This is a genomic window from Cupriavidus metallidurans CH34, assembly GCF_000196015.1.
In the GTDB taxonomy this organism is placed as follows: domain Bacteria; phylum Pseudomonadota; class Gammaproteobacteria; order Burkholderiales; family Burkholderiaceae; genus Cupriavidus; species Cupriavidus metallidurans.
Window position 1 is genome coordinate 2,146,073 of sequence record NC_007973.1, and the last position, 26,983, is coordinate 2,173,055.

The 26,983-nt window shown below is 60.3% G+C and carries 30 protein-coding genes and 1 tRNA gene; 14 read left to right on the plus strand and 17 right to left on the minus strand.

What is annotated here, in order from left to right:
* Nucleotides 1–8: 8 nt before the first annotated feature.
* From RMET_RS09875 to RMET_RS09885, 3 genes are all read left to right on the plus strand, one after another.
* Nucleotides 9–1,703 (plus strand): PhoH family protein, encoded by a 1,695-nt coding sequence (locus RMET_RS09875; RefSeq protein WP_011516694.1) that lies wholly within the window; start codon nucleotides 9–11, stop codon nucleotides 1,701–1,703.
* A gap of 161 nt (nucleotides 1,704–1,864) precedes the next feature.
* Nucleotides 1,865–2,341, plus strand: a complete 477-nt coding sequence (locus RMET_RS09880; protein WP_011516695.1) for a hypothetical protein — start codon at nucleotides 1,865–1,867, stop codon at nucleotides 2,339–2,341.
* 48 nt (nucleotides 2,342–2,389) lie between these two features.
* Nucleotides 2,390–3,028, plus strand: a complete 639-nt coding sequence (locus tag RMET_RS09885; protein WP_011516696.1) for a C40 family peptidase — start codon at nucleotides 2,390–2,392, stop codon at nucleotides 3,026–3,028.
* A gap of 60 nt (nucleotides 3,029–3,088) precedes the next feature.
* Here the strand turns inward: RMET_RS09885 and RMET_RS09890 are convergent, their stop codons facing one another.
* The 8 genes from RMET_RS09890 to RMET_RS09925 all read right to left on the minus strand — a co-directional run bounded on the left by RMET_RS09890 (nucleotide 3,089) and on the right by RMET_RS09925 (nucleotide 8,980).
* Nucleotides 3,089–4,099, minus strand: coding sequence for an inorganic phosphate transporter (locus tag RMET_RS09890; protein ID WP_008650677.1), 1,011 nt, complete (start codon nucleotides 4,097–4,099; stop codon nucleotides 3,089–3,091).
* A 13-nt stretch (nucleotides 4,100–4,112) separates the two neighbouring features.
* On the minus strand, nucleotides 4,113–4,739 hold the full coding sequence (locus tag RMET_RS09895) for a DUF47 domain-containing protein (RefSeq protein WP_008650676.1): 627 nt from the start codon (nucleotides 4,737–4,739) through the stop codon (nucleotides 4,113–4,115).
* A 150-nt stretch (nucleotides 4,740–4,889) separates the two neighbouring features.
* Nucleotides 4,890–6,281, minus strand: a complete 1,392-nt coding sequence (locus RMET_RS09900) for a replicative DNA helicase (protein WP_011516697.1) — start codon at nucleotides 6,279–6,281, stop codon at nucleotides 4,890–4,892.
* A 120-nt stretch (nucleotides 6,282–6,401) separates the two neighbouring features.
* Nucleotides 6,402–6,854, minus strand: coding sequence for a 50S ribosomal protein L9 (rplI, locus tag RMET_RS09905; protein ID WP_011516698.1), 453 nt, complete (start codon nucleotides 6,852–6,854; stop codon nucleotides 6,402–6,404).
* Nucleotides 6,855–6,884: 30 nt separating this feature from the next.
* On the minus strand, nucleotides 6,885–7,163 hold the full coding sequence (gene rpsR / locus RMET_RS09910) for a 30S ribosomal protein S18 (protein ID WP_006163606.1): 279 nt from the start codon (nucleotides 7,161–7,163) through the stop codon (nucleotides 6,885–6,887).
* 3 nt (nucleotides 7,164–7,166) lie between these two features.
* Nucleotides 7,167–7,466, minus strand: a complete 300-nt coding sequence (gene priB / locus RMET_RS09915) for a primosomal replication protein N (protein WP_011516699.1) — start codon at nucleotides 7,464–7,466, stop codon at nucleotides 7,167–7,169.
* A gap of 20 nt (nucleotides 7,467–7,486) precedes the next feature.
* On the minus strand, nucleotides 7,487–7,861 hold the full coding sequence (gene rpsF / locus RMET_RS09920; protein ID WP_008650672.1) for a 30S ribosomal protein S6: 375 nt from the start codon (nucleotides 7,859–7,861) through the stop codon (nucleotides 7,487–7,489).
* Between the two features lie 117 nt (nucleotides 7,862–7,978).
* Nucleotides 7,979–8,980, minus strand: coding sequence for an asparaginase (locus RMET_RS09925; RefSeq protein WP_011516700.1), 1,002 nt, complete (start codon nucleotides 8,978–8,980; stop codon nucleotides 7,979–7,981).
* A gap of 205 nt (nucleotides 8,981–9,185) precedes the next feature.
* Here RMET_RS09925 and lexA point away from each other — a divergent pair, with 205 nt between their 5' ends.
* Both lexA and RMET_RS33945 read left to right on the plus strand, forming a co-directional pair.
* Nucleotides 9,186–9,842, plus strand: a complete 657-nt coding sequence (gene lexA, locus RMET_RS09930; protein WP_011516701.1) for a transcriptional repressor LexA — start codon at nucleotides 9,186–9,188, stop codon at nucleotides 9,840–9,842.
* Nucleotides 9,843–9,965: 123 nt separating this feature from the next.
* Nucleotides 9,966–10,139 (plus strand): hypothetical protein, encoded by a 174-nt coding sequence (locus tag RMET_RS33945; RefSeq protein ID WP_011516702.1) that lies wholly within the window; start codon nucleotides 9,966–9,968, stop codon nucleotides 10,137–10,139.
* Nucleotides 10,140–10,252: 113 nt separating this feature from the next.
* On the opposite strand, the gene RMET_RS09935 is transcribed toward RMET_RS33945, so the two are convergent.
* Entirely contained in the window at nucleotides 10,253–10,525 is a 273-nt protein-coding gene (locus RMET_RS09935; RefSeq protein ID WP_011516703.1) for a hypothetical protein, read from the minus strand.
* A gap of 268 nt (nucleotides 10,526–10,793) precedes the next feature.
* Between RMET_RS09935 and RMET_RS09940 the strand changes: the two genes are divergently transcribed.
* The gene (locus RMET_RS09940; RefSeq protein ID WP_011516704.1) at nucleotides 10,794–12,410 is read left to right on the plus strand and encodes a bifunctional aspartate transaminase/aspartate 4-decarboxylase; all 1,617 of its coding nucleotides are present in this window, start codon (nucleotides 10,794–10,796) and stop codon (nucleotides 12,408–12,410) included.
* Nucleotides 12,411–12,465: 55 nt separating this feature from the next.
* Nucleotides 12,466–14,151, plus strand: coding sequence for an aspartate-alanine antiporter (aspT, locus tag RMET_RS09945; protein WP_011516705.1), 1,686 nt, complete (start codon nucleotides 12,466–12,468; stop codon nucleotides 14,149–14,151).
* Nucleotides 14,152–14,228: 77 nt separating this feature from the next.
* On the opposite strand, the gene RMET_RS32195 is transcribed toward aspT, so the two are convergent.
* The 4 genes from RMET_RS32195 to dusA all read right to left on the minus strand — a co-directional run bounded on the left by RMET_RS32195 (nucleotide 14,229) and on the right by dusA (nucleotide 17,042).
* Nucleotides 14,229–14,438 (minus strand): DUF3079 domain-containing protein, encoded by a 210-nt coding sequence (locus tag RMET_RS32195; protein WP_008650658.1) that lies wholly within the window; start codon nucleotides 14,436–14,438, stop codon nucleotides 14,229–14,231.
* 173 nt (nucleotides 14,439–14,611) lie between these two features.
* A tRNA-His gene (locus RMET_RS09950) sits at nucleotides 14,612–14,687 on the minus strand.
* 115 nt (nucleotides 14,688–14,802) lie between these two features.
* The gene (locus tag RMET_RS34140) at nucleotides 14,803–15,063 is read right to left on the minus strand and encodes a hypothetical protein (protein ID WP_011516708.1); all 261 of its coding nucleotides are present in this window, start codon (nucleotides 15,061–15,063) and stop codon (nucleotides 14,803–14,805) included.
* A 923-nt stretch (nucleotides 15,064–15,986) separates the two neighbouring features.
* The gene (dusA, locus tag RMET_RS09960; RefSeq protein WP_011516711.1) at nucleotides 15,987–17,042 is read right to left on the minus strand and encodes a tRNA dihydrouridine(20/20a) synthase DusA; all 1,056 of its coding nucleotides are present in this window, start codon (nucleotides 17,040–17,042) and stop codon (nucleotides 15,987–15,989) included.
* A 554-nt stretch (nucleotides 17,043–17,596) separates the two neighbouring features.
* Between dusA and RMET_RS09970 the strand changes: the two genes are divergently transcribed.
* The 5 genes from RMET_RS09970 (at nucleotide 17,597) to RMET_RS09995 (ending at nucleotide 22,273) form a co-directional block, all read left to right on the plus strand.
* Nucleotides 17,597–18,016, plus strand: a complete 420-nt coding sequence (locus tag RMET_RS09970) for a hypothetical protein (protein WP_011516714.1) — start codon at nucleotides 17,597–17,599, stop codon at nucleotides 18,014–18,016.
* A gap of 370 nt (nucleotides 18,017–18,386) precedes the next feature.
* Nucleotides 18,387–19,585 (plus strand): IS3-like element IS1087B family transposase gene (locus RMET_RS09980; protein WP_085959070.1). Its coding sequence is split into 2 segments (ribosomal slippage): nucleotides 18,387–18,702 and nucleotides 18,702–19,585, totalling 1,200 coding nucleotides; the frame shifts between segments, so codons are not numbered across the junction.
* 54 nt (nucleotides 19,586–19,639) lie between these two features.
* Complete coding sequence (locus RMET_RS09985; RefSeq protein WP_011516716.1) at nucleotides 19,640–19,888, plus strand: type 2 periplasmic-binding domain-containing protein; 249 nt, start codon at nucleotides 19,640–19,642, stop codon at nucleotides 19,886–19,888.
* Between the two features lie 516 nt (nucleotides 19,889–20,404).
* Entirely contained in the window at nucleotides 20,405–20,851 is a 447-nt protein-coding gene (locus RMET_RS09990) for a phosphate-starvation-inducible PsiE family protein (protein WP_011516719.1), read from the plus strand.
* 582 nt (nucleotides 20,852–21,433) lie between these two features.
* On the plus strand, nucleotides 21,434–22,273 hold the full coding sequence (locus RMET_RS09995; RefSeq protein WP_029310228.1) for an integrase arm-type DNA-binding domain-containing protein: 840 nt from the start codon (nucleotides 21,434–21,436) through the stop codon (nucleotides 22,271–22,273).
* Between the two features lie 178 nt (nucleotides 22,274–22,451).
* On the opposite strand, the gene RMET_RS10000 is transcribed toward RMET_RS09995, so the two are convergent.
* The 4 genes from RMET_RS10000 to RMET_RS32205 form a co-directional block, all read right to left on the minus strand.
* A complete protein-coding gene (locus RMET_RS10000; protein WP_011229369.1) occupies nucleotides 22,452–22,667 on the minus strand; it encodes a hypothetical protein in 216 nt (71 codons plus the stop codon).
* Between the two features lie 53 nt (nucleotides 22,668–22,720).
* Nucleotides 22,721–23,554: an ExeA family protein gene (locus RMET_RS10005; protein WP_008651548.1), complete on the minus strand. Its 834-nt coding sequence runs from the start codon at nucleotides 23,552–23,554 to the stop codon at nucleotides 22,721–22,723.
* Nucleotides 23,551–24,990 (minus strand): IS481 family transposase, encoded by a 1,440-nt coding sequence (locus tag RMET_RS10010; protein ID WP_008651549.1) that lies wholly within the window; start codon nucleotides 24,988–24,990, stop codon nucleotides 23,551–23,553. Before RMET_RS10010 ends, RMET_RS10005 begins: the two co-directional genes overlap by 4 nt.
* 111 nt (nucleotides 24,991–25,101) lie before the next feature.
* Entirely contained in the window at nucleotides 25,102–25,647 is a 546-nt protein-coding gene (locus RMET_RS32205; protein ID WP_124682078.1) for a transposase, read from the minus strand.
* Nucleotides 25,648–25,733: 86 nt separating this feature from the next.
* Here RMET_RS32205 and RMET_RS10020 point away from each other — a divergent pair, with 86 nt between their 5' ends.
* Entirely contained in the window at nucleotides 25,734–26,252 is a 519-nt protein-coding gene (locus RMET_RS10020) for a tyrosine-type recombinase/integrase (protein ID WP_157139104.1), read from the plus strand.
* A complete protein-coding gene (locus RMET_RS10025) occupies nucleotides 26,249–26,854 on the plus strand; it encodes a hypothetical protein (protein WP_011516721.1) in 606 nt (201 codons plus the stop codon). Before RMET_RS10020 ends, RMET_RS10025 begins: the two co-directional genes overlap by 4 nt.
* Nucleotides 26,855–26,983 lie beyond the last annotated feature (129 nt).

Here is a 26,983-nt window from a genome sequence, read left to right on the forward strand (position 1 = left end):
AGCCAAGCATGCCGCTGCCTACCATGCCCGCCAAGCCTGCCCAACTGCTGGACCCGAGCGAGTTCGCCCCGGTCACACTGCCCAAGGCCAAAGTCGCGCAGGGTAAGAAACCTGTGCCGGCCCTCGAGCGTGTGGCATTGCTCGAGACCGGCGACACCAATGCGCCTGCCACCGCGCGCGCTGGCAGCACCACCCGGGCCAAGACCACCGAAGCCCCGGCATCGACCAAGGCTCCGTCCGCGACGCCAGCCGTCAGCCTGGTGCAGCCCGGCGCCAGCCCCACGCGCCGCGCGCGCAAGGCCACCGGCCCGAGCAAGCTGTTCGTCCTCGACACCAACGTGCTGATGCACGATCCGTCGTCGCTGTTCCGCTTCGAAGAGCATGACATCTATCTGCCGATGATGACGCTCGAGGAACTGGACAACCACAAGAAAGGCATGAGCGAAGTCGCGCGTAACGCGCGCACGGTCAGCCGGACGTTGGACCAGCTCGTGGGAGGTACCGACGGCGTGCTCGACGAAGGGCTGCCGCTGGCCAAGCTCGGCAATCGCGATGCCCAGGGCAAGCTGTTCTTCCAGACGCGCCTGAACGACATCAAGCTGCCGGAAGGCCTGCCGCAAGGCAAGGCGGACAACCAGATCCTTGCGGTGGTGAGCGCCCTGCAGCAGCAGTACCCGGACCGCCAGGTCGTGCTGGTGTCGAAAGACATCAACATGCGCATCAAGGCGCGCGCCCTGGGCCTGCCCGCCGAGGACTACTTCAACGACCAGGTCCTGGAAGACAAGGACCTGCTCTACTCGGGCGTGCTTCAGCTGCCCAACGATTTCTGGGCCAAGCACGGCAAAGGCGTGGAAAGCTGGCAGGATCCGAAGTCCGGCACGATGTTCTATCGCCTGACCGGGCCGCTGGTGCCGTCGTTCCTGGTCAACCAGTTCGTCTACCTGGAGCCGATGGACGGCAGCCTGCCGCTCTATGCGCAGGTCAAGGAAATCAACGGCAAGACCGCCCTGCTGCAGACGCTGAAGGACTACACCCACAACAAGAACAATGTGTGGAGCGTGGTAGCCCGCAATCGCGAGCAGAACTTCGCGCTGAACCTGCTGATGAGCGCGGACGTGGACTTCGTCACGCTGCTCGGCCAGGCTGGCACCGGCAAGACGCTGCTGGCGCTTGCAGCCGGCCTCGAGCAGGTGCTGGACCAGAAACTCTACAACGAGATCATCGTCACGCGCGCCACCGTGCCCGTGGGCGAGGATATCGGATTCCTGCCCGGTACCGAGGAAGAGAAGATGCAGCCCTGGATGGGCGCGTTCGACGACAACCTCGAGGTACTGCAGAAGAGCGACGACAGCGCAGGCGAGTGGGGCCGTGCCGCCACGCAGGAGTTGATCCGTTCGCGCATCAAGGTCAAGAGCATGAACTTCATGCGCGGCCGCACCTTCGTGAACAAGTTCGTGATCATCGATGAGGCGCAGAACCTGACACCGAAGCAGATGAAAACATTGGTCACGCGGGCGGGCCCTGGCACGAAGATCGTCTGTCTGGGCAATATCGCGCAGATCGACACGCCTTACCTGACCGAAGGTTCGTCCGGCCTGACGTACGTGGTGGACCGCTTCAAGGGCTGGAGCCACAGCGGTCATGTGACGCTGGCACGCGGGGAACGCTCGCGCCTGGCCGACCACGCCGCTGACGTACTGTAGGATCGGAGCTTGCAACGCCGAGTCCGCGGCTCTGGCCATCCAGACCGCGGGCGGCACGCTGCCGGGCGTGGCAACGAAAAAGGCGTCGGTGTCTTGCTGACAGCCAGGACCACATGGCCCGGTTATGATTTCCGGGTACGCATGTCAATACGGAGGCGTCGATGGACAAGCAGGAAGCGTTCAATCGGTATCTCTCGAACAGCAGAACGCTGTTCTCGCGAACTGCCCGCGTAACGCGGCGCAGGCGCGTTATCGCTGCAACGCTGGTGGGCATGGCCGTGACGATTGGGGCCGCACTGTGCCCCGCATTTGCGGCCGACGAGATGGTGATTCGCACCATGGGCCCCGTCAGCTACGTCTGTGGCGGCATTGCCGCGGATGAACGCGCGAAACTGGCGGCTCAGGAAAAGAACTTCAACATGAGTATCCTGTTCACCCAGGGTGATGGCGAATACCTGTCCGACGTTGACGTAAAGATGACATTGGAAGGCCAGCCCGTGGCCAATTTCAAGGCCGGCGGCCCTCGCTGCCTCATACGTGCGCCCGAAGGCAGCTACAATATCGAGGCCAGTTACAAGGGTCAGACAAAGTCCATCAAGATCACCACCGGCACGCGTAACGCGCAAATGCGCTGGTAGGCAATCGTGGGAATGGACGCATGACCCGGCAACCGAATCAGAAGAAGGATGCCGCAGCGCCCGTTTCACTCACCCTCTCGCCGGCTTTCACTATCCGCACTGTGCGCAGCGGCACTACTGCTCGCCGCCTGCGCCGGCGGGCCGCCCGCACGTCAGGGCGCGTCGCTGCCCCGCACACCGGGCAAGCCAATCGTCGATCCCAGCGCCGGACTCGAGGAAGTCTCGATCCAGGCAATGTCCCTCGTCGGCACACCATACCGCTACGGCGGAAACACGCCTGACTCCGGATTCGATTGCAGCGGCCTGGTCCGTTACGTGGTCCAGCGCGCCGCCAGCGTCAACCTGCCACGCACCACCGAGCAAATGGGACAGCGTGGCACGGCACTCGATCGGCGCGATGTCGCATCGGGCGATCTTGTCTTTTTCAACACCACGGGACGCGCCAACTCCCATGTCGGCATCTATGTCGGACAGAATCGCTTTGTCCACGCCCCAGCCACCGGTGGCACCGTCCGGCTGGAAGACATGACCAAGTCGTACTGGGCGTCGCGCTACAACGGCGCGCGGCGCGTCGTGGCCGCCGGCAGCCTCGATATGACCCCGGTTCCCAGCCCAGTTCCGTCAGCCCCAATCACCCCACCCGCCCCGGACGACGACGATCCGATCGCCGCATTCGCGAACCGGTAAACGAACAAGCCAGGCACGAAGCCTGGCTTGTCATTGGGATTCCGCTCGCGCTTGCCAGCGTTACAGAATCTGCTTACCGATCCACCAGGCAATGGCGGACATAAATGCCGAGGCCGGAATCGTCAGGACCCAGGCCCACACGATGTTGCCCGCCACGCCCCAGCGCACGGCCGACATCTTCTGAGCCGAGCCAACGCCGACGATCGCACCGGTGATCGTATGTGTGGTCGACACCGGCACACCCAGCGCGGAAGCAATGAACAGCGTGATCGCACCGCCTGTCTCCGCACAGAAGCCACCCACGGGCTTCAGCTTGGTGATCTTCTGACCCATCGTGCGCACAATCCGCCAACCGCCGAACAGCGTGCCCATGCCGATGGCCAGGTAGCAGCTCACAATCACCCACATCGGCGGCGCGGCACCACCCACTGCGACATGACCGCTGGCAATCAACAGCATCCAGATAATGCCGATGGTCTTCTGCGCGTCATTACCGCCATGACCCAGGCTGTAGAGCGACGCCGACACCAGTTGCAGGCGACGGAACCAGCGATCCACGCGCGACGGCGGCGTGCGGAAGAACGTCCAGCCGACGATCACCATCATGATCGAACCCAGGATGAAGCCGAGCAGCGGCGAGATCAGGATAAACGCGACGGTCTTGAGCAGGCCGTTGCCGACCAGGGCGCCCGTGCCTGCCTTGGCCACCGCGGCACCCACCAGCCCGCCGATCAGCGCGTGCGAGGACGACGAAGGGATGCCATACAGCCAGGTAATCACGTTCCAGGCAATCGCCCCAACCAAGGCACCGAAAATCACGTAATGATCGACGATGTTGACGTCGATGGTTCCGGTACCGACAGTGGCTGCCACCTTGAGGTGGAAAATAAAGATGGCGATCACGTTGCACATGGCCGCCATGGCCACGGCATGGTGCGGCTTGAGCACGCCCGTGGAAACCACCGTGGCGATCGAGTTGGCCGCGTCGTGGAAGCCGTTCATGAAGTCGAACAGCAGCGCAAGCGCGACCAACAGGCCGATCACCCACAAGCTCATTTGAACAGTATGCATGCGAGTACGCGCCTCAGGCGTTTTCCAGGACGATGCCTTCGATGATGTTGGCCACGTCCTCGCACTTGTCGGTAATGGACTCGAGCTGTTCGTAGATCGCCTTCAGCTTGATCAGACGCTTGACGTCGGTTTCCTCGCGGAACAGCTTCGACATCGCCGAGCGCATCACACGATCGGCCTCGGATTCGAGCTGGTCGATCTGCTGCGTGGTCTTCAGGATCGCACTGGCGTTGCCCATGTCTTCGAGCAGCGCAACGGCAATCTTCACCTGATCGCAGCACTGCACGCAGATCGCCGCCAGACGACGGGCCTCGTCGGTCAGGCTCGTCACGTCGTACAGCGAAATCGTCTCGGCAACATCCTCCATCAGGTCCAGGATGTCATCCATGGTCGTGATGAGCTTGTGAATCTCGTCGCGGTCCAGCGGGGTGATGAACGTCTTGTGCAGCAGGTCGATCGTGTCATGCGTGACGCGGTCCGCCTTCTTTTCGGTGGCCTGCACGCGCCGGGCATGGGCTTCGGCGTTGGGCAGATCGTTGACCAGCGCCTCCAGCTCATGGGCTGCAGTCACCGCGCAATCGGCGTGCTGGTTGAAATATTCGAAGAACTTGCCCTCGGTGGGCATGAATCGACCGAACATGAAATGTCCTTGTGGCGCGCCTCAGGGCCGCGCTTGGTTGTTTTGCAAATGGGATGCAGGGCAAATTGCATGACAGCCGCGCGAGGGCGGCTGTCATCAAAGCGCAATATTTTACAGGTATGCGTCGCCCTGCGGGGTAATCACGGCGAATCAGGTGTCGTTGTCGAAGAACGCCGGACCACCGCTAAAATTGTCAAATTTCGTGAATTGACCTAGGAACGTGAGCCTAACGGTACCGATTGGACCGTTACGCTGCTTGCCGATGATGATCTCGGCCGTGCCCTTGTCTTGCGAATCCGGGTTGTAAACTTCGTCGCGATAGATGAACAGAATCACGTCGGCATCCTGTTCGATAGCGCCCGACTCTCGCAAGTCGGACATCACGGGGCGCTTGTTCGGGCGCTGTTCCAGACTGCGGTTCAGCTGCGACAAGGCAATGACCGGGCAGTTGAGCTCCTTGGCCAACCCCTTCAGCGAACGCGAGATTTCCGAGATCTCGGTGGCACGGTTCTCGCCGCTACCCGAACCCGACATCAGTTGGAGGTAATCGATGATGATCAGGCCAAGCTGCCCACATTGCCGCGCCAGACGGCGGGAACGGGCACGCAACTCCATGGGATTCAACGCCGGCGTCTCATCGATGAACAACTGCGCGTCGTTCATGCGCTGAATCGAGTGCGTCAAGCGCGGCCAGTCCTCGTCGAGCAGTCGACCGGTACGCAGGCGATGCTGATCGAGGCGCCCCACCGAACCCAGCATACGCATGGCCAGCTGGACGCCCGCCATTTCCATCGAGAAGACCGCTACAGGCAGCCCCTGCTCGACAGCCACGTGTTCGCCAATGTTCAGTGAGAATGCCGTCTTACCCATCGAGGGGCGCCCTGCCACGATGATGAGATCCCCCGCCTGCATACCACTGGTCATGCGGTCGAGGTCGATGAAACCGGTGGGTACGCCGGTCACATCGGTGGTGGAGTCACGGTGGTAAAGCTCGTCGATCCGCTCGACCACCTGCGTCAGCAGCGGCTGGATTTCCTGGAAGCCCTTCTGGCCACGCGCGCCCTCTTCGGCAATGGCGAATACTTTCGACTCGGCTTCGTCGAGCAGCTCGCGCACCTCACGCCCCTTGGGCGCGAAGGCCGCCGACGCAATGTCATCGGCGACGGTCACGAGCTTGCGCAGCACCGCACGTTCGCGCACGATTTCCGCGTAACGACGGATATTGGCCGCACTCGGCGTGTTTTGGGCCAGCGAGTTCAGGTAGGCCAGCCCTCCGACCTCCTCGGCCTTGCCAGCTCCCTGGAGCATCTCGAAGACAGTGATCACGTCGGCCGGCTTGGTCGCCGAAATCAGACGGGCAATGCTCTGAAAGATCAGCCGATGGTCGAAACGATAGAAATCCGCCTCAGAAATGAAGTCGGCAATCCGGTCCCAGGCGGCGTTATCCAGCAGCAACCCGCCAAGTACCGATTGCTCGGCCTCGATGGAATGCGGTGGAACCTTGAGACTGTCTAGTTGGGGATCTGCGGCGGGCGCGTTCATGGGGGGCAATTATAGCGGCGCTGAAGGCCGCGCAAACAAAAAAGGCAGGAGCGCGGCTCCTGCCTTTCTGTGCATCGCGTACGCCAAACCGAACTGGCGCACTGCTTCGCGGGGTACGGCTTAGACGTGCTCGCCCAGAACGGCCACGGTCACATCTACCACCACGTCGGTGTGCAGAGCAACGCTGACCGGGTGGTCGCCAACAACCTTCAGCGGGCCGGACGGCATGCGAACCTGAGCCTTCTCCAGCTTGAAGCCTTGGCCAGCCAGGGCTTCAGCGATGTCAGCGTTGGTCACCGAACCGAACAGACGGCCGTCCACACCCGACTTCTGGGTGATCTGGACGGTCAGGCCATTCAGCTTCTCGCCTTCGGCTTGAGCGGCAGCCAGCTTTTCGGCGGCAACCTTTTCCAGCTCGGCGCGCTTCACCTCGAATTCGGCGATGGCGCTTTGCGTCGCGCGGCGTGCGCGCTTGGTCGGGATCAGGAAGTTACGAGCGTAACCGTCCTTCACGCGAACGATGTCACCCAGGCTACCCAGGTTGATGACTTTTTCCAGCAGAATGACTTGCATCGTGTATTTCTCCTTGCGGTCCTGGGACTATCAGTTCTTGTGCAGGTCGGTGTACGGCATCAGCGCCAGGAAGCGAGCGCGCTTGATGGCCGTATCCAGCTGACGCTGATAGTGAGCCTTGGTACCGGTCAGGCGAGCCGGCGTGATCTTGCCGTTGTCGCCGATGAAGTCCTTCAGCGTGTCCAGATCCTTGTAGTCGATCTGTTCGACGCCTGCCACGGTGAAGCGGCAGAAGCGCTTGCGCTTGAACAGCGGGTTCTGTTGCTGAAAGCGCTTCTTGTTCTTGTTGTCACGTTTGACGAATGCCATGATTCAATCCTTTTCGAATGCTTTACATCGAGTGATGTGAAAGACCAGTGTCCTGCTGTTGCGGTGCTTGCGGGCCAGAAAGCCTTCGCAATCGAGCAGCGTATCGAGCGGAAACCGCTCAAGCTGCTGGCCAACGGCGCCAATGCCCATGGCCACGATTGCGAACTCCACCTGCCGGGGCGTTTCCGCCTCCAGTGTCTCGCCGGCATGCTGCAGAATGCAGTTGACGACGGGCACTCCAGCCGGCGTATAGCGCAGCGCCTCTCGCTCGACGAGCGTGGCGGTCAGCCGAAGCTGGTTCACCGCAACAATGCAGTCCGCTCTCAGGCGGGCTGGCCTTCCGTGGTCGTTTGCGCGGCCTTGCGGGCTTCTTCGCGCTGCACTTCCTTCATCATCGGCGAAGGAGCAGTCTCGGCCTTCTTGGTCTGAACGATCAGGTGACGCAGCACAGCGTCGTTGAACTTGAACGCGTGTTCGAGTTCAGCCAGCGTGTCCTTGCCGCATTCGATGTTCAGGCAAACGTAGTGAGCCTTGGCCAGCTTCTGGATCATGTAGGCCATTTGACGACGGCCCCAGTCTTCCACGCGGTGAATCTGGCCGTTTTGCGACGTGACGAGCTGCTTGTAACGCTCGATCATCGCCGGCACTTGTTCGCTCTGGTCCGGATGGACGATAAATACGATTTCGTAATGACGCATTGACGCTCCTTTTGGGATGAGCCACCCGGGCGTCACGTCCGGTGCGGCAAGGTTGAGTAGCCCGCGAGTATAGCCCGGAAAGGGGCCTTCCCGCAAGGATTCGGCACCCGGCCTGTCTCAGTACCGCTCGAAGAGCGCCTGAAGCCGGGCCGCATCGCGCCCCAGCGAAGGGTCGCCGGCCAACGCCAGCAGCAGCAGCACGCGCGCTTTGTAGGGATTGAGGTCGCCCGCCGAGACAAATACGCCACCTGCCGGTCGCGGCGGTGCGGGGATTGCCACATGACCAGCACCGGTACGCGAGCTTCGAGCCACCGCAACGCCACATGCCGCAGCATCGACCAGCGCGGCCGTCAGCGTTTCGTGCACGGAACCGTTGCCGGCCGCGGCCACGACAAACCCGAGCACGCCGGCGGCCACCATCGCATCGATACCCACCCTCCCCGGCTGCGCGTAGCTGGCGACGATCTCCACCAACGGCCATGCAGCGGGCACCGGCAAGCGCGGCGCCTGATCAGGACCCGGGGTGCGCGAGAAATGGACATAGGTGTCCTGCACAAAACCCAGCGGACCGGCAACTGGCGAATGGAAAGCATCGACAGCCGACGTATGCGCCTTGACGACATCACGCGCGGCATGAATCTGCTGATTCAGCACCACGAGCGCACCTTTGCCAACTGCCACCGGGCTTGCCGCCACGCGCACCGCATCGAGCAGGTTCAGCGGCCCGTCAGCGGAAAGCGACGTCGATGGGCGCATGGCCGCCGTCATCACGACAGGCAACGGGCAAGCCTGTGTCAGATGCAGGAACATCGCCGTCTCTTCCAGCGTGTCAGTGCCATGTGTGATCACGATCCCGGCGACATCGTCCTGCGCGGACCAATACCCGATTCGCGCGGCAAGCATCCGCCAGAGATCGAACATCATGTCCTTGCTGTCCACCTGCGCCACCTGCTCCGCCTCGACTCGCGCCACATCGGCCAGCGCGGGCACTGCCTGTACAAGTTGCGATACGGGCACTGTCGCAGCCTGATAGTGCGCGCTACTGGCAGGATTTGCGGACGAACCGGCGATGGTGCCACCAGTCGCGAGCACAACGATACGAGGCAGGAGTACGGACATGGACGGGGTTGACGGAGCTTGTAGGCGGGCCGATTGTAACTGCGCGAACGCCTGGCCGAACCCGTGACAAACCCGTGGGCCTCACCCCACAGAACTACTCGTGTTGAGCCGGCTGCGCAAAATGTGCTTGCACTTCACCCGATACTGTATAAAATCACAGCATACTGTTTAAACATACAGTGCTTCGGCACAAGACCTGCGACCCATGGCGACCCTGACACCCCGGCAGCAGCAGATTTTCGACCTGATCCGCGACACGATCCGCAACACGGGCTTTCCGCCCACTCGTGCCGAGATCGCCGCCGAATTCGGCTTCTCCTCCCCCAATTCGGCCGAGGAACACCTGCGGGCTCTGGCGCGCAAGGGTGTGATCGAGTTGACACCGGGAGCGTCGCGAGGCATTCGCCTGAAGGTGACGCGCAGCGACTCTGAACGACCCGATCAGTTTTCGTTACCGATGCCGGGCGTGCTGCAATTGACATTGCCATTAGTCGGTCGCGTCGCAGCTGGCAGCCCGATCCTGGCTGCCGAGCATATCGACCGGCAGTATCAAGTCGATGCCTCTGTCTTTGACGAGCGCCCCGACTATCTACTCCGCGTTCGCGGCCTGAGCATGCGCGACGCGGGCATTCTGGATGGCGACCTGCTTGCCGTGAAGAAAGCCAGCGAAGCCGCGAACGGCAAGGTTGTCGTCGCCCGCCTGGGCGATGACGTCACCGTCAAACGCTTGAAGAAACGCGGCGACACGATCGAGTTGATCGCCGAAAACCCTGACTTCCAGAACATCGTCCTGCATGCAGGACGTGACGAGTTCTCCCTGGAGGGTATCGCAGTTGGCCTGATCAGATCTTCAGGCTTCTGACTCTCCGGACCCAGGCAGCTGGCCACCTGCCCCGGTCACCCGCTTTTGCTTTGCCAACGCCGCCCCGTCCTTTACGGACGACGGGTGCGGACTTCTGCTGAACGCAAATTACGAGGTGTTGCCATGCTGCAATCCGAATCCGTCGCATCCCGCCGTCCGGTCAAGCCGGTCCCCTTCCGCCAGATCAAGGGCGTTCGCGTCTACCAGGGCACCCATCGCCGCACCATGGTCGGCAATATGGCCGCCATCTGCCGAATGCTCGAGCTTGCGGAACCGTCCTCGAAAACTCTTGACTGAGGCAGCCCGTTCTCTGCTGTCACCATGCACTGCAGCGTATTGCATGTACCGGCGATGATGGACCCGGGACCCGACGCTAATCGGGACCCGACCATCATCAATCTGACTCGACATCAATCGGCCAGCGGCGCACCGAACCAATCGGAGGCGAGGTCTGCCTCAAAGGCAGCCAGCCAGGTCGCAGCCCCACCGGCGCCTCCTTTGTATTTCTGTAACTGGCCGCCGACCACGCGTTCGACAGTCACCATATCCGCAGCGCTCTCCCCCGGATTGAGCACGTTCGCAACCGCGAATTCGAAATCGTCTGGGACGAATCCGTGCCTGGCGCAAATGGACTCCAAAGCCTCCCGCACATCGGGAGAGAGTTCGTGAAATCTGAGCGTCATGCTCTCCTCCGTAGCATCTGCAATTCCTGATCTTTACAGATTACTTGCCCGATTTCGCGACGTCGCGCATTTTCCTGGCCATTCGTAGTTCTTTGGGCCAATGAAAATTTCTCGCTCTCCGGCTAGGGTAACAACCGAGAACGTCGATCGTGGCGGAAAGCGCCAACCCGGCATGGTTTTGCCCCATTCGATCCGACGATGACGAAAGGTTGAAGCCTTTCGTCCCTCCCACACCCCTATACCGCTCAGCACCTTCAGGAGATGCACGATGGCCAAGCACGATACGTCAAGGCTCGCCAGCCTGTCGCCTTTCGAACTCAAGGACGAACTCATCAAGTTGGCAGGAAGCGTATCGAATCGCCTGATGCTAAATGCCGGCCGAGGTAATCCGAATTTTCTGGCAACCATCCCGCGACATGGCTTCTGGCAGCTCGGCCAGTTCGCCATGATCGAATCGGAAAGGTCATTTTCGTATTTGCCAGAAGGTGTCGGCGGTTTTCCGCGACGCGCAGGTATCGAGGAGCGGTTCGACCTTTATGCCCGCGTGCACAAGGACGTTCCTGGCGTCAAATTCCTGACCGGCGCCGTATCGTATGTGCGCGACCAGCTTGGTCTGGATGGCGGTGATTTCCTGTACGAAATGTGCGAAGGGATCCTGGCCTGTAACTATCCTGTTCCCGACCGGATGCTCCGACTGAGCGAGAAGATCGTCAAGCAGTACATCCGCAAGGAAATGATTGGCGCGCATCCGTTCCTGGGCGATTTCGACCTGTACGCAGTAGAAGGCGGAACCGCCGCGATGACGTACCTCTTCAATTCGCTGAAGGTCAATCATCTGCTCAATCCCGGTGACACGATCGCACTGGGAATGCCGATCTTCACGCCGTATATCGAAATTCCGGAACTGGCCGAATACCACCTGACAGAAGTTTCGATCGATGCCGATCCCGCAGGTGGATGGCAGTACCCGAAGAAGGAACTCGACAAGCTGCGAGATCCCAAGGTTAAGGCGTTTTTCCTGGTGAACCCCAGCAATCCGCCTTCCGTAAAAATGAGCGATGAAAGCCTGAAATACATCGCCAGCATCGTTGAAGAACGCCCAGATCTGATTCTCCTGACGGACGATGTGTACGGTACCTTCGCCGACAATTTCGTCTCGCTGTTTGCGATGTGCCCCAAGAACACGCTCCTGGTGTACTCGTACTCCAAGTACTTCGGCGCCACCGGCTGGCGCCTCGGCGTTATTGCCACGCACAAGTCGAATCTTTTCGACGAGCAACTGGCGAACCTCCCCAAGAATATTCAGAAGGATCTGAACAAGCGCTATTCCTCCATTACCACCGAACCAGAGAAGCTGCCCTTTATCGACCGAGTGGTTGCCGACAGCCGCACGGTGGCACTGAACCATACCGCCGGTCTTTCTACGCCGCAGCAGGTGCAGATGGTGCTGTTCTCCCTGTTCTCGCTGATGGATTCCGCCGACCACTACAAGCAGACCATGAAGCGGCTGATTAGAAGCCGCAAGGCCGCGCTCTATCGCGGCATGGGCGTTGCGCCGGAAGCCGTCGATGAGAACGTGGTCGACTACTACACGCTGCTCGACGTCGAACAAATGAGCCGCGAAGTCGGCGCCGATTTCGTCAAATGGTTGCTCGAATCGATTCAGCCGCATGAGCTCCTATTCAGACTCGCCGAGGAAGCCGGCGTGGTCCTGTTGCCTGGCGGTGGCTTCGGCACCCGTCACCCCTCTGGTCGCGTTTCGCTCGCCAACCTGAATGAAGAGGACTACGTGAAGATCGGGCGCTCGGTGCGCAAGCTGCGCGACGAGTATCTGGCGCGATACCAGGAGTCCGGCGGCAAGACACAGAAGCCGAAAAAGAAGTAACCCGGTCGCGGCAAGGCAGTTCTGACTAATCAGTCTACAAATACAGGAGTAGGCTATGACCTGGTTTGTCTCCACCCTCAAGGCGTACCCCGAGATCGCGATTTTTCTCGCACTGGGAATCGGCTACTGGGTAGGCGGGAAGAGCTACAAGGGGTTCAGCCTGGGCGCCGTAACGTCGACACTGCTGGTGGCGATCGTCATCGGCATCCTCGGCGTGAAGATCTCCGCGAACGTGAAATCCGTCTTTTTCCTGATGTTTCTGTTTGCGGTGGGCTATGGCGTCGGCCCGCAGTTCGTTCGCGGCATTGCGAAGGATGGCATCCCTCAAGCCATATTTGCTGCGATAGTCTCGGTGCTGTGTCTCGCCGCACCCATCGTTGCGGCGATGGTCGCCGGCTACGATCTCGGGTCGGCTGCCGGATTATTTGCGGGTTCGCAGACAATCTCGGCGTCCATGGGCCTCGCCACTGATGCCATCAATCGCCTGGGCCGATCTCCGGAAGAAACCAAACAGCTTCTGGACGGCATGCCGATCGCCTATGCGGTCACGTATATCTTCGGTACGGTCGGCTCGGCAATTATCCTGGCGCAAATTGGCCCCAAACTGCTTGGCATCGACCTTGTAGCTGCCTGCAAGGATTATGAGCAGCAACTTGGAGCCGGAGCAGACGGAGAAGGCACCGAATGGCATGAGTTTGAACTGCGAGCCTACGCGCTGGCCCCCCACAGCCCATACATCGGCAAGTCCGTAGCCGAACTGGAGGCCAGCACGGCCGAAGGCGTACGTGCCTTTATCGAACGCATTCGCCGAGGTGGCAAGATTATCGAGGCACAACTCGATACCGTTCTGGAGCCTGGCGATATCGTCGCAATAGGCGGAAAGCGCGATCAACTGATTGCCAGACTGGGACCAAGCGGCCGTGAAGTGGAAGACTCAGAGCTGCTCAATGTGCAGACGGAGGGTGTGGACATCTATATCACCAACAAGGAGGTTGATGGCCACACACTGCAGGAGATGGCTCGGTGGCCCGGTGCGCGTGGGATTTTCCTGAAGAAGATCAAGCGCGGACCGACGGAAACGGTCATCCCCGTACTGCCGAAAACCAAGCTCTACCGCGGTGACGTCATCACGGTGGTCGGCCGCACGCAGGACATCAATGCGACAGCGAAACATGTCGGGTATATCGACCGCCCGACAACGGTGACCGACGTGGCATTCGTGTCGCTGGCGATTACCGTCGGCGCATTGATCGGTGCCGTCGTGATCAACGTCAGCGGCATTCCCCTGACGATTTCCACGGCAGGCGGCGCGCTAATCGCAGGTATTATCTTCGGTTGGTACCGGGCCATTCACCCGACTTTCGGACGCATACCTGAGCCAACTCTTTGGTTCATGAATTCGGTTGGCCTCAATGTGTTCATTGCGGTCGTCGGTATTTCCGCGGGCCCTGGCTTTATTGCCGGCCTGCAGAAACTCGGCGTCAGCCTCTTCCTCTGGGGTATTTTCGCCACATCGATACCGCTAATCATCGGCATGTACCTGGCCAAGTACGTATTTCGCTTTCATCCGGCGCTCGTACTTGGAGTCTGTGCCGGCGCGCGCACAACCACTGCTGCGCTCGGCATGATCTGCGAGACCGCGAAAAGCCAAGTGCCAGGCCTTGGCTATACCGTGACCTACGCTGTGGGTAACACCCTGCTGACAATCTGGGGGATGGTCGTCATCATGATTCTTTCATGAGCGTTTGCGCCGCTCAGCTGCACTTGGGTGGCGCAATCCGGCTTCAAGGGATTGAAGCGATCAAATCGACCGACTGGTTATCCAAGCCCGGTCTTGGCTGGGGCATCGAGTTGAGGCTCGATGCCCCAATCGCCATGTAGATACCAATCTTCGCCGAGCAATTCGGCGGGATGCTGTGTGCGGCTTGAGCCATTGCCACAGCCCATTGCATCGGTCGAACAGAATTTGTCGCACCCCCAGCACACGCGCTCAGGGTGTGCGGGATGCAGGGGAAACTTCTTAGCCATGACAAGCGAGAGACGCTGTTGTCTGATGGCTTGATAGTAGCCCTGGCGAATCTGGGCGAACGACTGATTCCGGGAATGCTTGATCCAACGCAAGCGCGCCTATCCCTCGCCCACAAGAAGCTTTGCCGAAATGCAAAACAGCGCCCGGAGGCGCTGTTTTGACGACAATTCTTTGGGGTGGCTGATGGGACTCGAACCCACGACGACAGGAATCACAATCCTGGACTCTACCAACTGAGCTACAGCCACCGTAGAGATTCTTCGCTGCCGACGTTGCCGCTCAGCGAAGAACAAGACTATACATGCCTTTTGATTCTGTGGCTAGTATCACGCACAAAAAATTCGACAACGCTCCCAGATGGCTTTATCGACTTCCCTGCCACCTTGCCTCCAGCAGCACAGCTTCCTTGATGGCGGCGATTGTCTCTGCCTCGGTCGGACACAAGGCCAGTAGTCGCTTCGACTTGCCGTTAAGTACATCTCTCTGTAGCGCCCTGCCCGATTCGGCCGAAGTCCCCGCGTGCCAGCAGTAACGCGCCGTCCATTTCCCGTCCTGTAGTTGCTCGACTACCCATATCACCCGGCAGCCCTCGAAAACCTCACCGAACGGCTCTTCTGATCCCATTCTGAACCTCCAGGATTCGCTTCCGGACGCACTCACGGCACTTGCATGCGCAAACGCTCTTGCGAGCGACCGGCCAACCCCTACTCTTCTATTCCTCCACTGAGACCACGCCAGACATCGTCGTGGTTCAGCCCGAGCGTCACTCTCATGACACCGGTCGGCATCCTAGCATGGTGGCAGCGCCTGCTCATCAGTTCTATCACCCGAGAATCCCCCACAACCGACAAGCACGCGCGCCGAATTTCTTGAGCTTGGATTGATTGCAATCCGCACTGGTAATGTGAACTGCCTGCCCCACCAATGCAGGGTACAACCTGAAGGCGGTGCTGATAGATACTCTTTCGCGAGGGACATTGACCCCCCTCGACATTCCCGTCAGGCGACCCTCAAACAAGCGTCGCCTGTTTTTTTACCAGGCAAGGCTTATTGGAATAATTCGTTACCGACCGATTATATTGTTTCCGCCCGATAGATACGGAACTCTTTCACCACATGCGCGTCGAAGCGCTGTGTCCGAAAAGCATCTTCACAGGTATGGAGACAAAAAAAGAGCCCGCAGCGCGGACTCTCAATTTGCGATCTCAATGCCCTGAAGGCGCTTTCAATGTAGTCGCTGTATGTAGCGCACACTATCCGGGCAAACCCAAGGGTCGAGATGTGACGAAACAGGCCCAACAAGAAAAAACAGCCCGCACAAGGCGGGCTGGAAAATCAGTTGAAGAAAGCCCTGTATTCGAGGGCAGGCACAGTTTAAGAACATGAGGCGCCACTGGCGAATTAGGGGAATCCCTTTGCCGGCGCGGGTTTCGGACGGCCCGACAGGCGCAAACGCCTCAGCAGCATACATTTGCGCCCGGTCGCATGGAACGAGCGTTCGTTTTTAGAACCTTTCCTCGACATGCAGAAATCTGACTGACATCAAATTACGCCGCTTCCTGGAGCCCCGGACGAAGGTGTGAGCGCGCCTCCTCGAACAGGGCATCCACATCTGCTCGGGAGCGCGCTGCGTTCATTCGACGGGCATCGGAAAGCACACGACGCCAACCACGGCCACCATAGATTCCGCGATGGAGGCCAAGCATATGGCGCGTTGCAGCCCCCATATAGCCACCCTTCTCCACGAGATCGCCAATATATGCCTGCATCGTCAGCTCGGCCATTTCGCGCGTCACGATAGGCGCAGTCCCACCATAGAAACGTGCATCCATTTCCGAGAGGAAATAGGGATCGTGATAAGCCTGACGCCCGATCATTACGCCGTCGACGTGCCTCAGGTGTTCGTCTATTTCACCGTACGAGACAACACCACCATTAATCAGGATTTCCAGATGTGGAAATTCCCGCTTTAGTTCATAGGCGACCTCATATCGCAGCGGTGGAATTTCGCGATTCTCCTTTGGGCTCAGCCCCTTCAGAATCGCATTACGCGCGTGGACGATGAATATGTCACAGCCGGCCTCCGCAATGGTGCCGACAAAATCACGCACAAATCCGTAGTGCTCGATCGTATCAATGCCAATGCGGTGCTTGACCGTCACCGGCACCGACACGACATCGCGCATGGCCCTCACACAATCGGCCACAAGCTGTGGTTCGGCCATCAGGCACGCACCAAACGCACCGCGTTGCACGCGCTCGGACGGACAACCGCAGTTCAGATTGATCTCTTTGTAGCCCCACTGCTCGCCCAGTTTTGCCGCTTGGGCAAGGTCCACCGGCTCGCTGCCGCCAAGCTGCAGCGCCACAGGTTGCTCCGCCGCACTGAAATCGAGGTGCCGCGCGACATCGCCGTGCAGCAGCGCACCAGTCGTCACCATCTCCGTATAGAGCCAGGTGTGTTGACTCAGGGCGCGGTGAAACGTCCGACAATGGCGGTCAGTCCAGTCCATCATTGGCGCCACAGAAATTCTACGGGGCCTGATATTTCCTTGGCTTCCGCCTCTGGACTCGGTTTGTGGGGTGCTACTGGTCTGTTCCATTGCCTACTGATTCTGCCTGTTTCGTCCCTTTTTCCGAACAAAGTGCCACGATGTAGCACACAACTACTCGCGTAGCACCGGGACCATGGGGACGATCACGCAACGTGTGCGAAAGGACGGAAGTATATGGCACACAGCGCAGATTCGCCTGAAGCAAGGCGGCGCTACGATGTTCACCGAGGCCAAGACGCTTGACCGGAAACAGGCGGCCAAGTCCTGGTTGAAAAAGCGGGAGCGGAAGCTCGCGCAACTTGGCCAACGACGCCCCCATGAGCTCCGCCTTTACCCGCGCCTGCAAAATGCTTGAGATCGACGACCTGCACTTCCGTGACATGCGGCACGAGGCAGCATGTGATCCCGACACTTTCAGCCTAGGCCTATGGACTGCCTAGCGCGACGTAAGCAGAATCAAAATGCCACTCGCGCGCTCTACCCCGCGACCTACATAGCGCCCTCGTTGGGCGCTTTTTTCTGCGACTTCGACGCGGCCCGGACTACAGCGTTTCGAGAAGTGTATATACCACGACGCGTACGCACCGGAGGACTTAGGGCGCTTGATTGCAAAGATGGACACCAGCATAAGAACGACAGAATCCCTTGAACCTGCCGCGGAAGAACCAACTCTGATTGAGCTCGCTCGCATATTTGCCGAAAAGAGATCTCAAATTCCCGACATCATCCCGCCTTATATTGCATCGTCTCTTGTAGCGAACGAACGACGTTACTACTACGTAGCTGGCAAAGACCGCCAAGGCAGGCCACGCCTTTTCGAGGTGTTTCTGGTTAATCCGACAGGCGAGTTGGATGCAGTCCCAGCATGTTTTTACCCTGGAGCCGTCCTTGAGCTATTTCCCACAGACCTCCAGATATTGGCCGCGCCAGACCCCTGGGGAGGCAAAGTCCCGGACCTGACGACCACGCAGATCGCGGACGGACTACAGTCGATTTATCTCGACGAGCAACGGAACGGCTAGCTCTAGTGCGAGCGATAGGACTCATCGATGAAATCCCCTGCCCCAGCGCTGCTCCTGGTCGTCTTGGCCGTCTCAGTCTTCAACGGCGCCGTCTTCGCAGCGGAGCCCATCAACGGGTTCCGCGGTTTGCGCTGGGGCGATCCTGTCTCGTCAATCCCGAATGCCCGGAAAACTCAGAGTCTTGCAATAGGGGAGCACTGTTATGAGCGACCAGACGACACGCTCACAATGGGTAAGGCAACTTTGAGCGACATCCGATATTGCTTCTATAAGAACTGGAGCGGCCCCTTGAATCTCAGGACACCCGGCACCTCTTACAATAAGAGGTAGTCTTGTGACTAGTTTCAAGCCTAGGCAAATCGTGGAAAGCATCGAAATTCTTACCGAACCTGAGCGGCGGCGGCGCCGTTCAGTCCAAGAAAAGCTCGCCATCGTTCAGGAAACGATGGAGCCGGGTGCCACGGTTTCGGCGGTTGCCCGACGGCATGGGCTCAATCCCAATCAGGTGTTCGCATGGCGCAAGCAATACCAGGAAGGAAGCCTGGCCGCTGTGAGCGCTGGCGAAGCTGTGGTCCCGGCCTCGCAGTTGGCTGCAGCGATGAAGGAGATCAGGGAACTGCAGCGGCTACTCGGAAAGAAAACGCAGGAAGCCGAGATCCTGAAGGAAGCCGTGGAGTACGGGCGCTCAAAAAACTGGATTGCGCGCTCGCCCTTACTGCCCGGGGACGACCAATGAAGACGGTCTGCGATGTCCTTGGCGTGGCGCGCTCTGCGGTGGCAGCGAAACAGGCCCGTTCGTCGGAATGGCGGGATGGCCGCCGCGCCCGCCAATACGACGACACGGCGCTGGTGGCTGAAATCCATGAGCTGGTTGCGGGCCTGCCGACATACGGCTACCGAAGGGTCTGGGCTTTGCTACGGCGCAGTCATGAGCTGAGCGGGGCCTCGCCCGTGAACGCAAAGCGTGTTTATCGTGTGATGCACGACCACCAGTTGCTGCTTCGCCGGCCTGGGCGACGACTCGATACACGTCGCCATGACGGTCGGGTCGCTGTCGACCGTAGCAATACCCGCTGGTGTTCAGACGGCTTTGAATTCCGTTGCGACGATGGTTCGCCGCTACGCGTCACCTTTGCGCTCGATTGCCATGACCGAGAAGCCATTAGTTGGGCGGCGACCACCGGCGGGCACAGTGGGGATATTGTTCGAGATGTCATGCTGGCGGCCGTCGAGCAGCGCTTTGGCGCCGTGCAGACCGAGCAAACCATCGAATGGCTCTCGGACAACGGCTCGGCGTACATCGACCATCGTACGCGCAGCTTCGCGCGGGAACTGGGCCTGGAGCCACTGACCACGCCGGTGCGTTCTCCGCAGAGCAACGGTATGGCCGAATCCTTCGTCAAGACCATGAAGCGCGATTACATCGCGTTCATGAACAAGCCCGACGTGCCGACCGCGCTCTCTCAGCTAACGGTCGCGTTCGAGCAATACAATGACTGGCATCCGCATAAAGCGTTGAAGTATCGTTCGCCTCGGGAGTTCCGACGCGCCGCAACATCATCAACTTAACGGTGTTCGGGTGTCCTGAGTTACAGGGTCAACTCCAAGAACCGGTTCTCTTCCTTGATCATTACGTTCCCGAGCGAACGCGACGGCGACGCGATAAGGCTGGCGCTAATCGAAGCATACGGTGTACCCAACCAGCCCCATCCAGATCTGAAACACCATTACCGGTGGCGCACATCCAAGGCCGAAGCGATCCTGGAGTATCGGCCTGAAGGTGGGGCGTTCATCGCCAACTCGGAGGCCCTCCTCCGCGAACGCAAGAACGAAATGAAGTCTAGCGCCAAGAACCGCAGCACCGACCGCTAGGGCGGCCTCGACGCTGACATCCGGCCTGTTACTCGTCGCAAGGCCCATGGGAAAGTGCGCCTCTTCAGCATTGGCGACCTTCGTCTTGCGGCTCGCCCCCGAACAAGCCCCTCCAATGCGCCCTTTGACTCCAGCCATTTGAACTCCCATTTGAAAAAAGGGAATTCTTTGCGCGTGAGAGGGCGAGCAGCCTAGGCCTCATGGGTCACTCATGGTTCTGAGACGCCTCCTTGCCCTCGGCGCGTGTGCCTTCCTCGGTCTGATATTTAGTGCCAACCTCTTTGCAGTCGGTGCCAAACCCGCTCTCTACGGGCACGTCAGGGACGGCCTGACGGTCGAATTTTTCGCGAAGACGGTCGGACTCATCAGCAAGGAAGGTATGAGATGACACCGACAATCTATGCCACCTACGCAGTCATTCTAGTCGCCGTGGTCTGCCGAGAAACGCTAGGTCAGGACGCGCTTGGCGGCACCAACTATTTGCGGACAAGTTCTTAACGAGGAGTCTCGCCGGTTATGCAAGTGGAAAAGAAGATCACTGCCAAAATCACATTCTGGTTCGAACAATCCATCCTTGTGGCCGCTCAGATCCTGCTGATGGCGGTAATCTTGGCGATGGTCATTCAGCTTTGGATCATGTTCTCGTCCGATATTCTCGAGCGCGTTAGCAGCATCGATACCGTTCCGGAGCTTATGAAGTCGGTACAGACAGCCTTTTCCGGCGTACTGCTCATCATTCTCGGGCTCGAGCTTATGGAAACACTGCGCGTGTATTTCAGATCGCACCGCGTTCGGCTGGAAACCATCTTGGCCGTGGCCATCATTGCCGTCGGCCGCCATGTGATTAATTTGGATGTGGAGCACATGTCGGGCGGTTCCCTAATGGGCGTGGCCGCAGTGGTGCTCTCGCTAACGGGTGGTTACTTTCTGGTTCGATTCAAGTCGCCACCGTCTGCAGATTGAGAGCATCAAACCCCTCCGCCGGTCGGCCTGGTGTGCCTTCAGCGCCAACGCCATAGGCCACCGACAGATCAACGTCGCTCGCGCCGCCCCGGTGCCGACGAACTACGTTGGCAACATCGCTCAGCTTGCGACGACACACCAGCATTCCCTCACCCAGCGGGTCGTGCCGAATGGAGTCCACAAATTTGTGCATGTCATACGGGCATTTTTTGGTGGCCGCGCCCACTCTAGCGAACCACACGAAAGACAACCACGCCATACACCAATTGTCATTCGTGTGGACGCTGACGCCGATGCTAGCTCGCTGTGCCGAAATAATTCTGGACTTTTGACAATCACGCCAAAGACACAAAAACAAAAAGCCCGCGCGGCATGAACCGAGCGGGCTTTCAAATTTGGTTGCGGGGGCAGGACTTGAACCTGCGACCTTCGGGTTATGAGCGCGAAAATTGCCGTTGGCCGCTGGTGCTGGCGGGTGTTTGGTGTTTAAGAATCAAGGACTTATGTCTATAGTGGGTGTTGGGCGTTGCCCGGTGTTGCTCGCCGTGTTTGCCCAAAGTTTGCCCAAATGGAGCTATAGACATGCAGAGGGCCCGAAACCGGGTAGATATCGACCGCGACTTCCTGCGCGGCCTGAGTGCGACCGGCGCGCACCAAGAGTACGCCGACTCGACCCTGAGCGGCTTTGGCGTGCGTGTCACGCCTGCCGGCGCCATCCAATACACGCTGCGTTACCGCAAGCCTGACGGCAAGTTCGGGCGCACGAAGATAGGCACCTATCCCGCCATGACCGCCACGCAGGCGCGTAAGGCGGCAAAAGACCAACTGGAGTTGACCGACCGCAAGGGGGATGCCCTGTCGGTGCTGGCCGAGCGCCGAAAGAAGCGCGACGACGCCCACCGCATTGCCGGGGTGCCGACCTTGCGCACCTTTCTGGACGGGGACTATACGGATTGGCTGATAACCAACCGCAAGACCGGCGCCGACTTGGCCGACCTCATCCGCATGGCGTTTGCCGGCCTGCTGGACAAGCGCCTGGACGATGTGACCCCGTGGGCGCTGGAGCGCTGGAAGCACGACGAGGCGAAAAAAGGCAATGTCGCGGCGACGGCGGCGCGCAAGCTGACCGCGCTGCAAGGGCTCTACCGCGTCGCCATGCTGGCCGGTCACGTCTCGGAAAACCCGGTAAAGGGTGTCGAATATGACGGCACGAGCGAAGAGGTGGTGCGCTTCCTGTCGCCGGACGAGCGCGCGCGCCTATATATAGCACTCGCCGCCCGGGAAGACGAAATGCGCGACGCCCGCGACCGCGCGAACGACCACCGCAACGTGCGCCGCCGCCCGCTCATGCCGAGCCTGCGCGATGCTGCCTTTACCGACTACCTGCGCCCCGCCGTGCTGGTCAGCCTGAATTGTGCGTGAGCACGAGATTCGATGGATGCGCGAGCACGGTAATTGATGGTCGGCTGCGGCACCGTCCATCACCAATGTTGCGTGCCGTCGGGCAACGCTGATGGACGTGGCGATCTATCGCGGTGGACCGGATGCGGAGCAGCGGCACTGATGTAACAAGGGGCCCGGCGGGCCCCTTGTTACTGGATCAGAAGTCGTTATCTGCGAGATCGCCAAGGCCATCAGGATGCTCCTGCCGATCTTCGGCCAGCCACTGGGCCAAGGCCAATTGATAGTGAGCATGCAGACGGTCGCGCAGATCGTCGAGCAATTCGATCACAGCCCAGGCCTGCGCGGGCGTCCAGTTGGCATCAATGAGCAGGGGCAGCCCCTGGGCGATGCCGGATGGCTGGTGGAAGGTCATGGTGATGTCGTCGTTGTGTTGATGGACGTGGCGGCGATGGCCAACGGCGCCACTCACCGCCTGGCGCGGCGGTTCAGGGTTGCGCTGTAGGTTTCCAGATAGAGCTTCTCGTCGATCTGCGGTAGCTCCCGCTGCGCGGCCTGGGCCAGAAGCTCGCCCGCCAGGTTCATCAGGATGCGGTAATTGCCGGCGGCGTGCTCACACAGGGTCTGGCGCAATGGCATGGTCATCAGGGTGGCGTTGCCGGCGGCGGCCAGCAAGTGGTCCAGGCAGGCCTGCAGCTCGTCGATGCTCGCACTCTCCAGCGCCAGACGGCAGCGGATGCGGCTGCCCAGCGGGATCAGGTCCTCGCGGCTGAACTTCTCCGGCAGGCGAGCGTCGCCGGCAAGCACCACGCACAGCAGCAATTGCGAGTCGAAGCGTGCCTGTGCGAGCAGGCGCAGTTCCGAGAGGGCTGGCACCGCCATCTCCTGGGCTTCATCGATGAGCAGCACGCAGCGGCGGCGGCTGGCCTCCATGTGGGTGAGCCAGCGCTCGCGCAGCGCCTTGAAGCCGCCCCAGCGATTGTGGGGCTTGAGCGGTACGGTAAAGATGTCGCTGAGCTCGCGATAGAAGTCCGCCAGATTGCTCTGTGGGTGAGCGATCGAGCCGACCATCAGATCGGGGACGCGCATGAGGCGCTGATGGAGCAGGCGCAGCGTGACGCTCTTGCCGCAACCGGGGTCGCCATGCACCATGGCGAAGCCGCCTTCGCGGGCCATACCGTTCTCAATGCGCCAGCAGAAGTGATCGAGCTTGGGTGGCACGAACACGGCCTCGACGGGGATGTCCTGGGCGAAGGGGTTGAACTTCAGACCGTACAAGGCCAGCAGGTTGGGTTGATTCATAGCTTGGTGGGTGCGGGTGGGAGATAGGCCGGCGGCAGGCCGGTGGCGGCGTGTTCGGCGAGCAACTGACGCAGCAGCGGCGCAGTGCCAGCCTGCGCGGGTTCCTCGTTAGCAGGCGAGGCACCCTTGGCCGTGAGATGCGCGCGCCGTGCGTCGGCATTGGCAGACTTGTCCAGCGGGAACACGGCGGCCAGGATCGCGCCGATGCGCGCATCGATCAGGTCGACTTGGGAGAGATCCCAGCGCGCGTAGCTCAGGCAGACTTGCTCGAGGTGGCGGTAAGCGCCGGGGATCTCGAAGCGCACGCCGTCCAACGTGAAGGTGCCGTCGGTTCTGCGCTGGCGGCGATGCTGGCGGATACGGAAGGCCCGGCGCAAGGCCAGCGCCTCGGGACTGGGGCGCGAGACGTCGGCACAGGACAGGTAGCGCTGCAGAGGCGTCGCCTCGAGTTCGGCGTGTTCCTTGTGGTGGTATTCCTGCTCGACCCAGGCCTGCGTGGCGAGGTTCAATTGCTCCAGGGTGAGGTGCGACTCACCTTCGAGCATGGCCATCAGCCGGGACTCGAGCTGTCCCCAGAAGCGTTCCTGCTTGGCATTCTGGTATGGGCTGTAGGGCAAGGTAGTCTGGTGCAGGATGCCCAGACTGGCCAGCCCCTCGACGAACTCGTCGGCCATCATGGCTGCGCCGTTATCGGTCATGATGGCCCGCGGCAGCCCTCGCTTCATGATCGCCTGCGAGACGCCGTGCACCAGCGAGGCAGTGGTCTCGTCGAGGAACCACTGCAGGTGGCAGACCAGCCGCGAATGGTCGTCCATAATGCAGAGCAGCAGCGGCTTGTGCCACTGCCCATCGGGGGTGAGCACCTTGCGCGAACCATGGTGGAAGTCCAGGTGCCAGAGCGCGGCCACGTGGTCGACCTCGTAGCTACGCACCTCGCGTGCCTCGCGGCGAGCCGCAGCAGCGATGGCCCCATCCGTGCTCGAGCGCGGGGTTGGCTTGCGCACCAGACCCTGCGCCTTCAGATACCGGCACACCGTGGTGTAGGACGGCAGCGTGTCCGGGCCATCCTTGGTCGCGACGCGCAGGTTGTCGTAATGCAACTGCATGGTCCAGCCGGGGTGCTGACGGTACTGCTCGACCAGCGCTTCGATGATGGCTGGGCTCAGACTGACGAAGTGGCCGCAATCGTCGCGCAGTCGGTTCTTGAGTTGATCGACCGGATCCTGGACGTGACGGGCCCGGTAATACCAGCGTTCGATGGAAGACGCGCCGAACTGAACGTCGGCGCCGGTGATGGGGTGCCGCCAGACCTTGGCGGCCAGTGCCTGGAACGCTTGCTGCAATTCTCCTTTGGCAGGCGGCGAAGCCAGCAAAGGGCCAATGACCGAGAAGCGCAAGCGCGCCCATCGGTTGCGATGATCAATCGATAGTGACATGACTCTCCGTTGGGGGGATAACGGGAGCAGGCTACGGGCAGTGCGGGTGACCCGCCATCGACATGTTCTGCGGGAGATTCCCCTATCTGGCGCATCCCTCAGCCAGCGTGGTCAGGCCGGGCCCAGCAGCAGAAGCAACACCGCGGCCAGACGCTCGTCTTCGCTGTCGTGCTCGACCGATTGCAGCAGGCAGTCGGGATAGATGAACGGCTCGGGCGTTGGCGGGATGAGGCCACGCAGCCACCGACCGACGGGGGTCTTGGGGAAGGTCTCGGTCCACCACTGACGCCAGCGCTTGAGCGTGGCCCAACTGATCGCCGGCAGGCCGTCCAGGCAGGCGCCAGTGGCACGGCTCGATCGCAGTACCAGGACAATGGCCAGCCAGACACGCCGGCCGAGAAAGCGCACCGAATCGGGCGTCATGCGTTTGCGGCATCCGGCACAGCACAGGCTCAGGCGCGTATTGCAGTCCGGGTGTGCTGCCGGTGGGCATCCGCGCGGCTTACGCGGATAGTTGGCACTGTGCAGCACAGAGCCGCAATGGCAGCAGCCCCTGTCTCGCGCCACCTTCATCAAGTCTTCGTCGATCCGGCGCAACAGGGCAAAAAACGCTGGCGTTTGTAGCAAGGCATGGCACACTGCTGAGGTCTCCTTCATTGCTCGACACAATAAAGGCGACATCTTCCCTCAGGCGCGTGCATGCACGCTCCCTGAGGGAACCCCTCCAGCGTCCATCACCGTTCTTGCTCAAATCCCCACGCTTTCGGCATCACGAAAGCTGCTTATGCACACTGAATACCGGCCTGCGCCGGGGCGAATTGCTGGCGCTGGAATGGACGGACATTGATTTAGAGCACGCGGTGCTGACCGTGCGCCGCGCGACCGCGAAGGGCGACAGGACCCGCCGCGTGCCGCTGAACGCTGAAGCGCTCGATGCGCTTACGCGCTGGAAGCCGCTTGCGCACAAGGTCTATGTTTTTGCGGGCGAGGATGGGCAACCGCTGAGCGAAATCAAAACGGCATGGTTGCAAGTTTTACGCGACGCAAAAATCAGCAATTACCGCTGGCATGACCACCGGCATGATTTTGCGAGCCAGCTAGTAATGCGCGGGGTGGACCTCAATACATTGCGGGAACTGTTGGGGCACGCGGACCTGAAAATGGTTCTGCGTTACGCGCACTTGTCGCCCGAGCATACCGCCGCTGCCGTGGCGCTGCTGGATGCGCCGAAAATAACGTTGCCCCGGGCGCAAACATCATGATTTATCTGGACGATGCGACCGCCGCCGAGCTGCGTGCCGGGTACGAAATGGAATTACCCCTCACGCCGGTAGGTGAGGTGGATAAATTTCTGGCCGACTTCGTGGATGCAACAGAATTCATTGGGCTTACCGTCTTTGAACAGACGCAGGAAAAGCGCCGGGGGGCTTTCGATAAGGCAGCGACTGCCCTTATGAACTTGCTCGAAGCACTATCCGGTCTGAGCGATATCGATAATTCTCAACTGAGATTCTTGCTAACGGTCGAAATCGAGTCGCGCCTGCCGGAATCGCTGAGGCTCCAATGGCAGGAAATCGTTTCAAGCCTTACGAAAACCGACGCGTTGGCAGCCTTGGGGCAACTCGATTTGCACGCGCGGGGCATGGCACAAGTCGCGCAAGGCGGCGAGCGGCTGGAAGCGTTCGCCGGCAGGATGCTACTGAGAGTTTTTCGCAAGCATCACTTGCCGTGGGATTATGCGGAAACCGGTTATGCAGCCACTTGCCTGCGAGTTATGCTGCGATTATCAGGTCGGGATGATATTACCGAGCAGAAACGGATTCGTCACTGGCTGGAAAAGGCAGAACAGCCCCGTAGCAGATAATCCAGAAATCTGCCGCAAAAACAGCCGGAATTTTATTGGCGTTTTTGCGGCAAAACCCGGCAAACCCCCCTAGGGTGTGAATCATATATTCACCCCGGAGGCCCGCCGTGCACCCCTCAAATATCGTCC

Coding starts and splice junctions, on each gene's coding strand:
- RMET_RS09875 (WP_011516694.1), top strand. CDS start 9: ATGCCGCTGCCTACCATGCCCGCCAAGCCTGCCCAACTGCTGGACCCG.
- RMET_RS09880 (WP_011516695.1), top strand. CDS start 1,865: ATGGACAAGCAGGAAGCGTTCAATCGGTATCTCTCGAACAGCAGAACG.
- RMET_RS09885 (WP_011516696.1), top strand. CDS start 2,390: ATGCCGCAGCGCCCGTTTCACTCACCCTCTCGCCGGCTTTCACTATCC.
- RMET_RS09890 (WP_008650677.1), bottom strand. CDS start 4,099: ATGCATACTGTTCAAATGAGCTTGTGGGTGATCGGCCTGTTGGTCGCG.
- RMET_RS09895 (WP_008650676.1), bottom strand. CDS start 4,739: ATGTTCGGTCGATTCATGCCCACCGAGGGCAAGTTCTTCGAATATTTC.
- RMET_RS09900 (WP_011516697.1), bottom strand. CDS start 6,281: ATGAACGCGCCCGCCGCAGATCCCCAACTAGACAGTCTCAAGGTTCCA.
- rplI (WP_011516698.1), bottom strand. CDS start 6,854: ATGCAAGTCATTCTGCTGGAAAAAGTCATCAACCTGGGTAGCCTGGGT.
- rpsR (WP_006163606.1), bottom strand. CDS start 7,163: ATGGCATTCGTCAAACGTGACAACAAGAACAAGAAGCGCTTTCAGCAA.
- rpsF (WP_008650672.1), bottom strand. CDS start 7,861: ATGCGTCATTACGAAATCGTATTTATCGTCCATCCGGACCAGAGCGAA.
- RMET_RS09925 (WP_011516700.1), bottom strand. CDS start 8,980: ATGTCCGTACTCCTGCCTCGTATCGTTGTGCTCGCGACTGGTGGCACC.
- lexA (WP_011516701.1), top strand. CDS start 9,186: ATGGCGACCCTGACACCCCGGCAGCAGCAGATTTTCGACCTGATCCGC.
- RMET_RS33945 (WP_011516702.1), top strand. CDS start 9,966: ATGCTGCAATCCGAATCCGTCGCATCCCGCCGTCCGGTCAAGCCGGTC.
- RMET_RS09935 (WP_011516703.1), bottom strand. CDS start 10,525: ATGACGCTCAGATTTCACGAACTCTCTCCCGATGTGCGGGAGGCTTTG.
- RMET_RS09940 (WP_011516704.1), top strand. CDS start 10,794: ATGGCCAAGCACGATACGTCAAGGCTCGCCAGCCTGTCGCCTTTCGAA.
- aspT (WP_011516705.1), top strand. CDS start 12,466: ATGACCTGGTTTGTCTCCACCCTCAAGGCGTACCCCGAGATCGCGATT.
- RMET_RS32195 (WP_008650658.1), bottom strand. CDS start 14,438: ATGGCTAAGAAGTTTCCCCTGCATCCCGCACACCCTGAGCGCGTGTGC.
- RMET_RS34140 (WP_011516708.1), bottom strand. CDS start 15,063: ATGGGATCAGAAGAGCCGTTCGGTGAGGTTTTCGAGGGCTGCCGGGTG.
- dusA (WP_011516711.1), bottom strand. CDS start 17,042: ATGGAACAGACCAGTAGCACCCCACAAACCGAGTCCAGAGGCGGAAGC.
- RMET_RS09990 (WP_011516719.1), top strand. CDS start 20,405: ATGCAAGTGGAAAAGAAGATCACTGCCAAAATCACATTCTGGTTCGAA.
- RMET_RS09995 (WP_029310228.1), top strand. CDS start 21,434: ATGCAGAGGGCCCGAAACCGGGTAGATATCGACCGCGACTTCCTGCGC.
- RMET_RS10000 (WP_011229369.1), bottom strand. CDS start 22,667: ATGACCTTCCACCAGCCATCCGGCATCGCCCAGGGGCTGCCCCTGCTC.
- RMET_RS10005 (WP_008651548.1), bottom strand. CDS start 23,554: ATGAATCAACCCAACCTGCTGGCCTTGTACGGTCTGAAGTTCAACCCC.
- RMET_RS10010 (WP_008651549.1), bottom strand. CDS start 24,990: ATGTCACTATCGATTGATCATCGCAACCGATGGGCGCGCTTGCGCTTC.
- RMET_RS32205 (WP_124682078.1), bottom strand. CDS start 25,647: ATGAAGGAGACCTCAGCAGTGTGCCATGCCTTGCTACAAACGCCAGCG.
- RMET_RS10025 (WP_011516721.1), top strand. CDS start 26,249: ATGATTTATCTGGACGATGCGACCGCCGCCGAGCTGCGTGCCGGGTAC.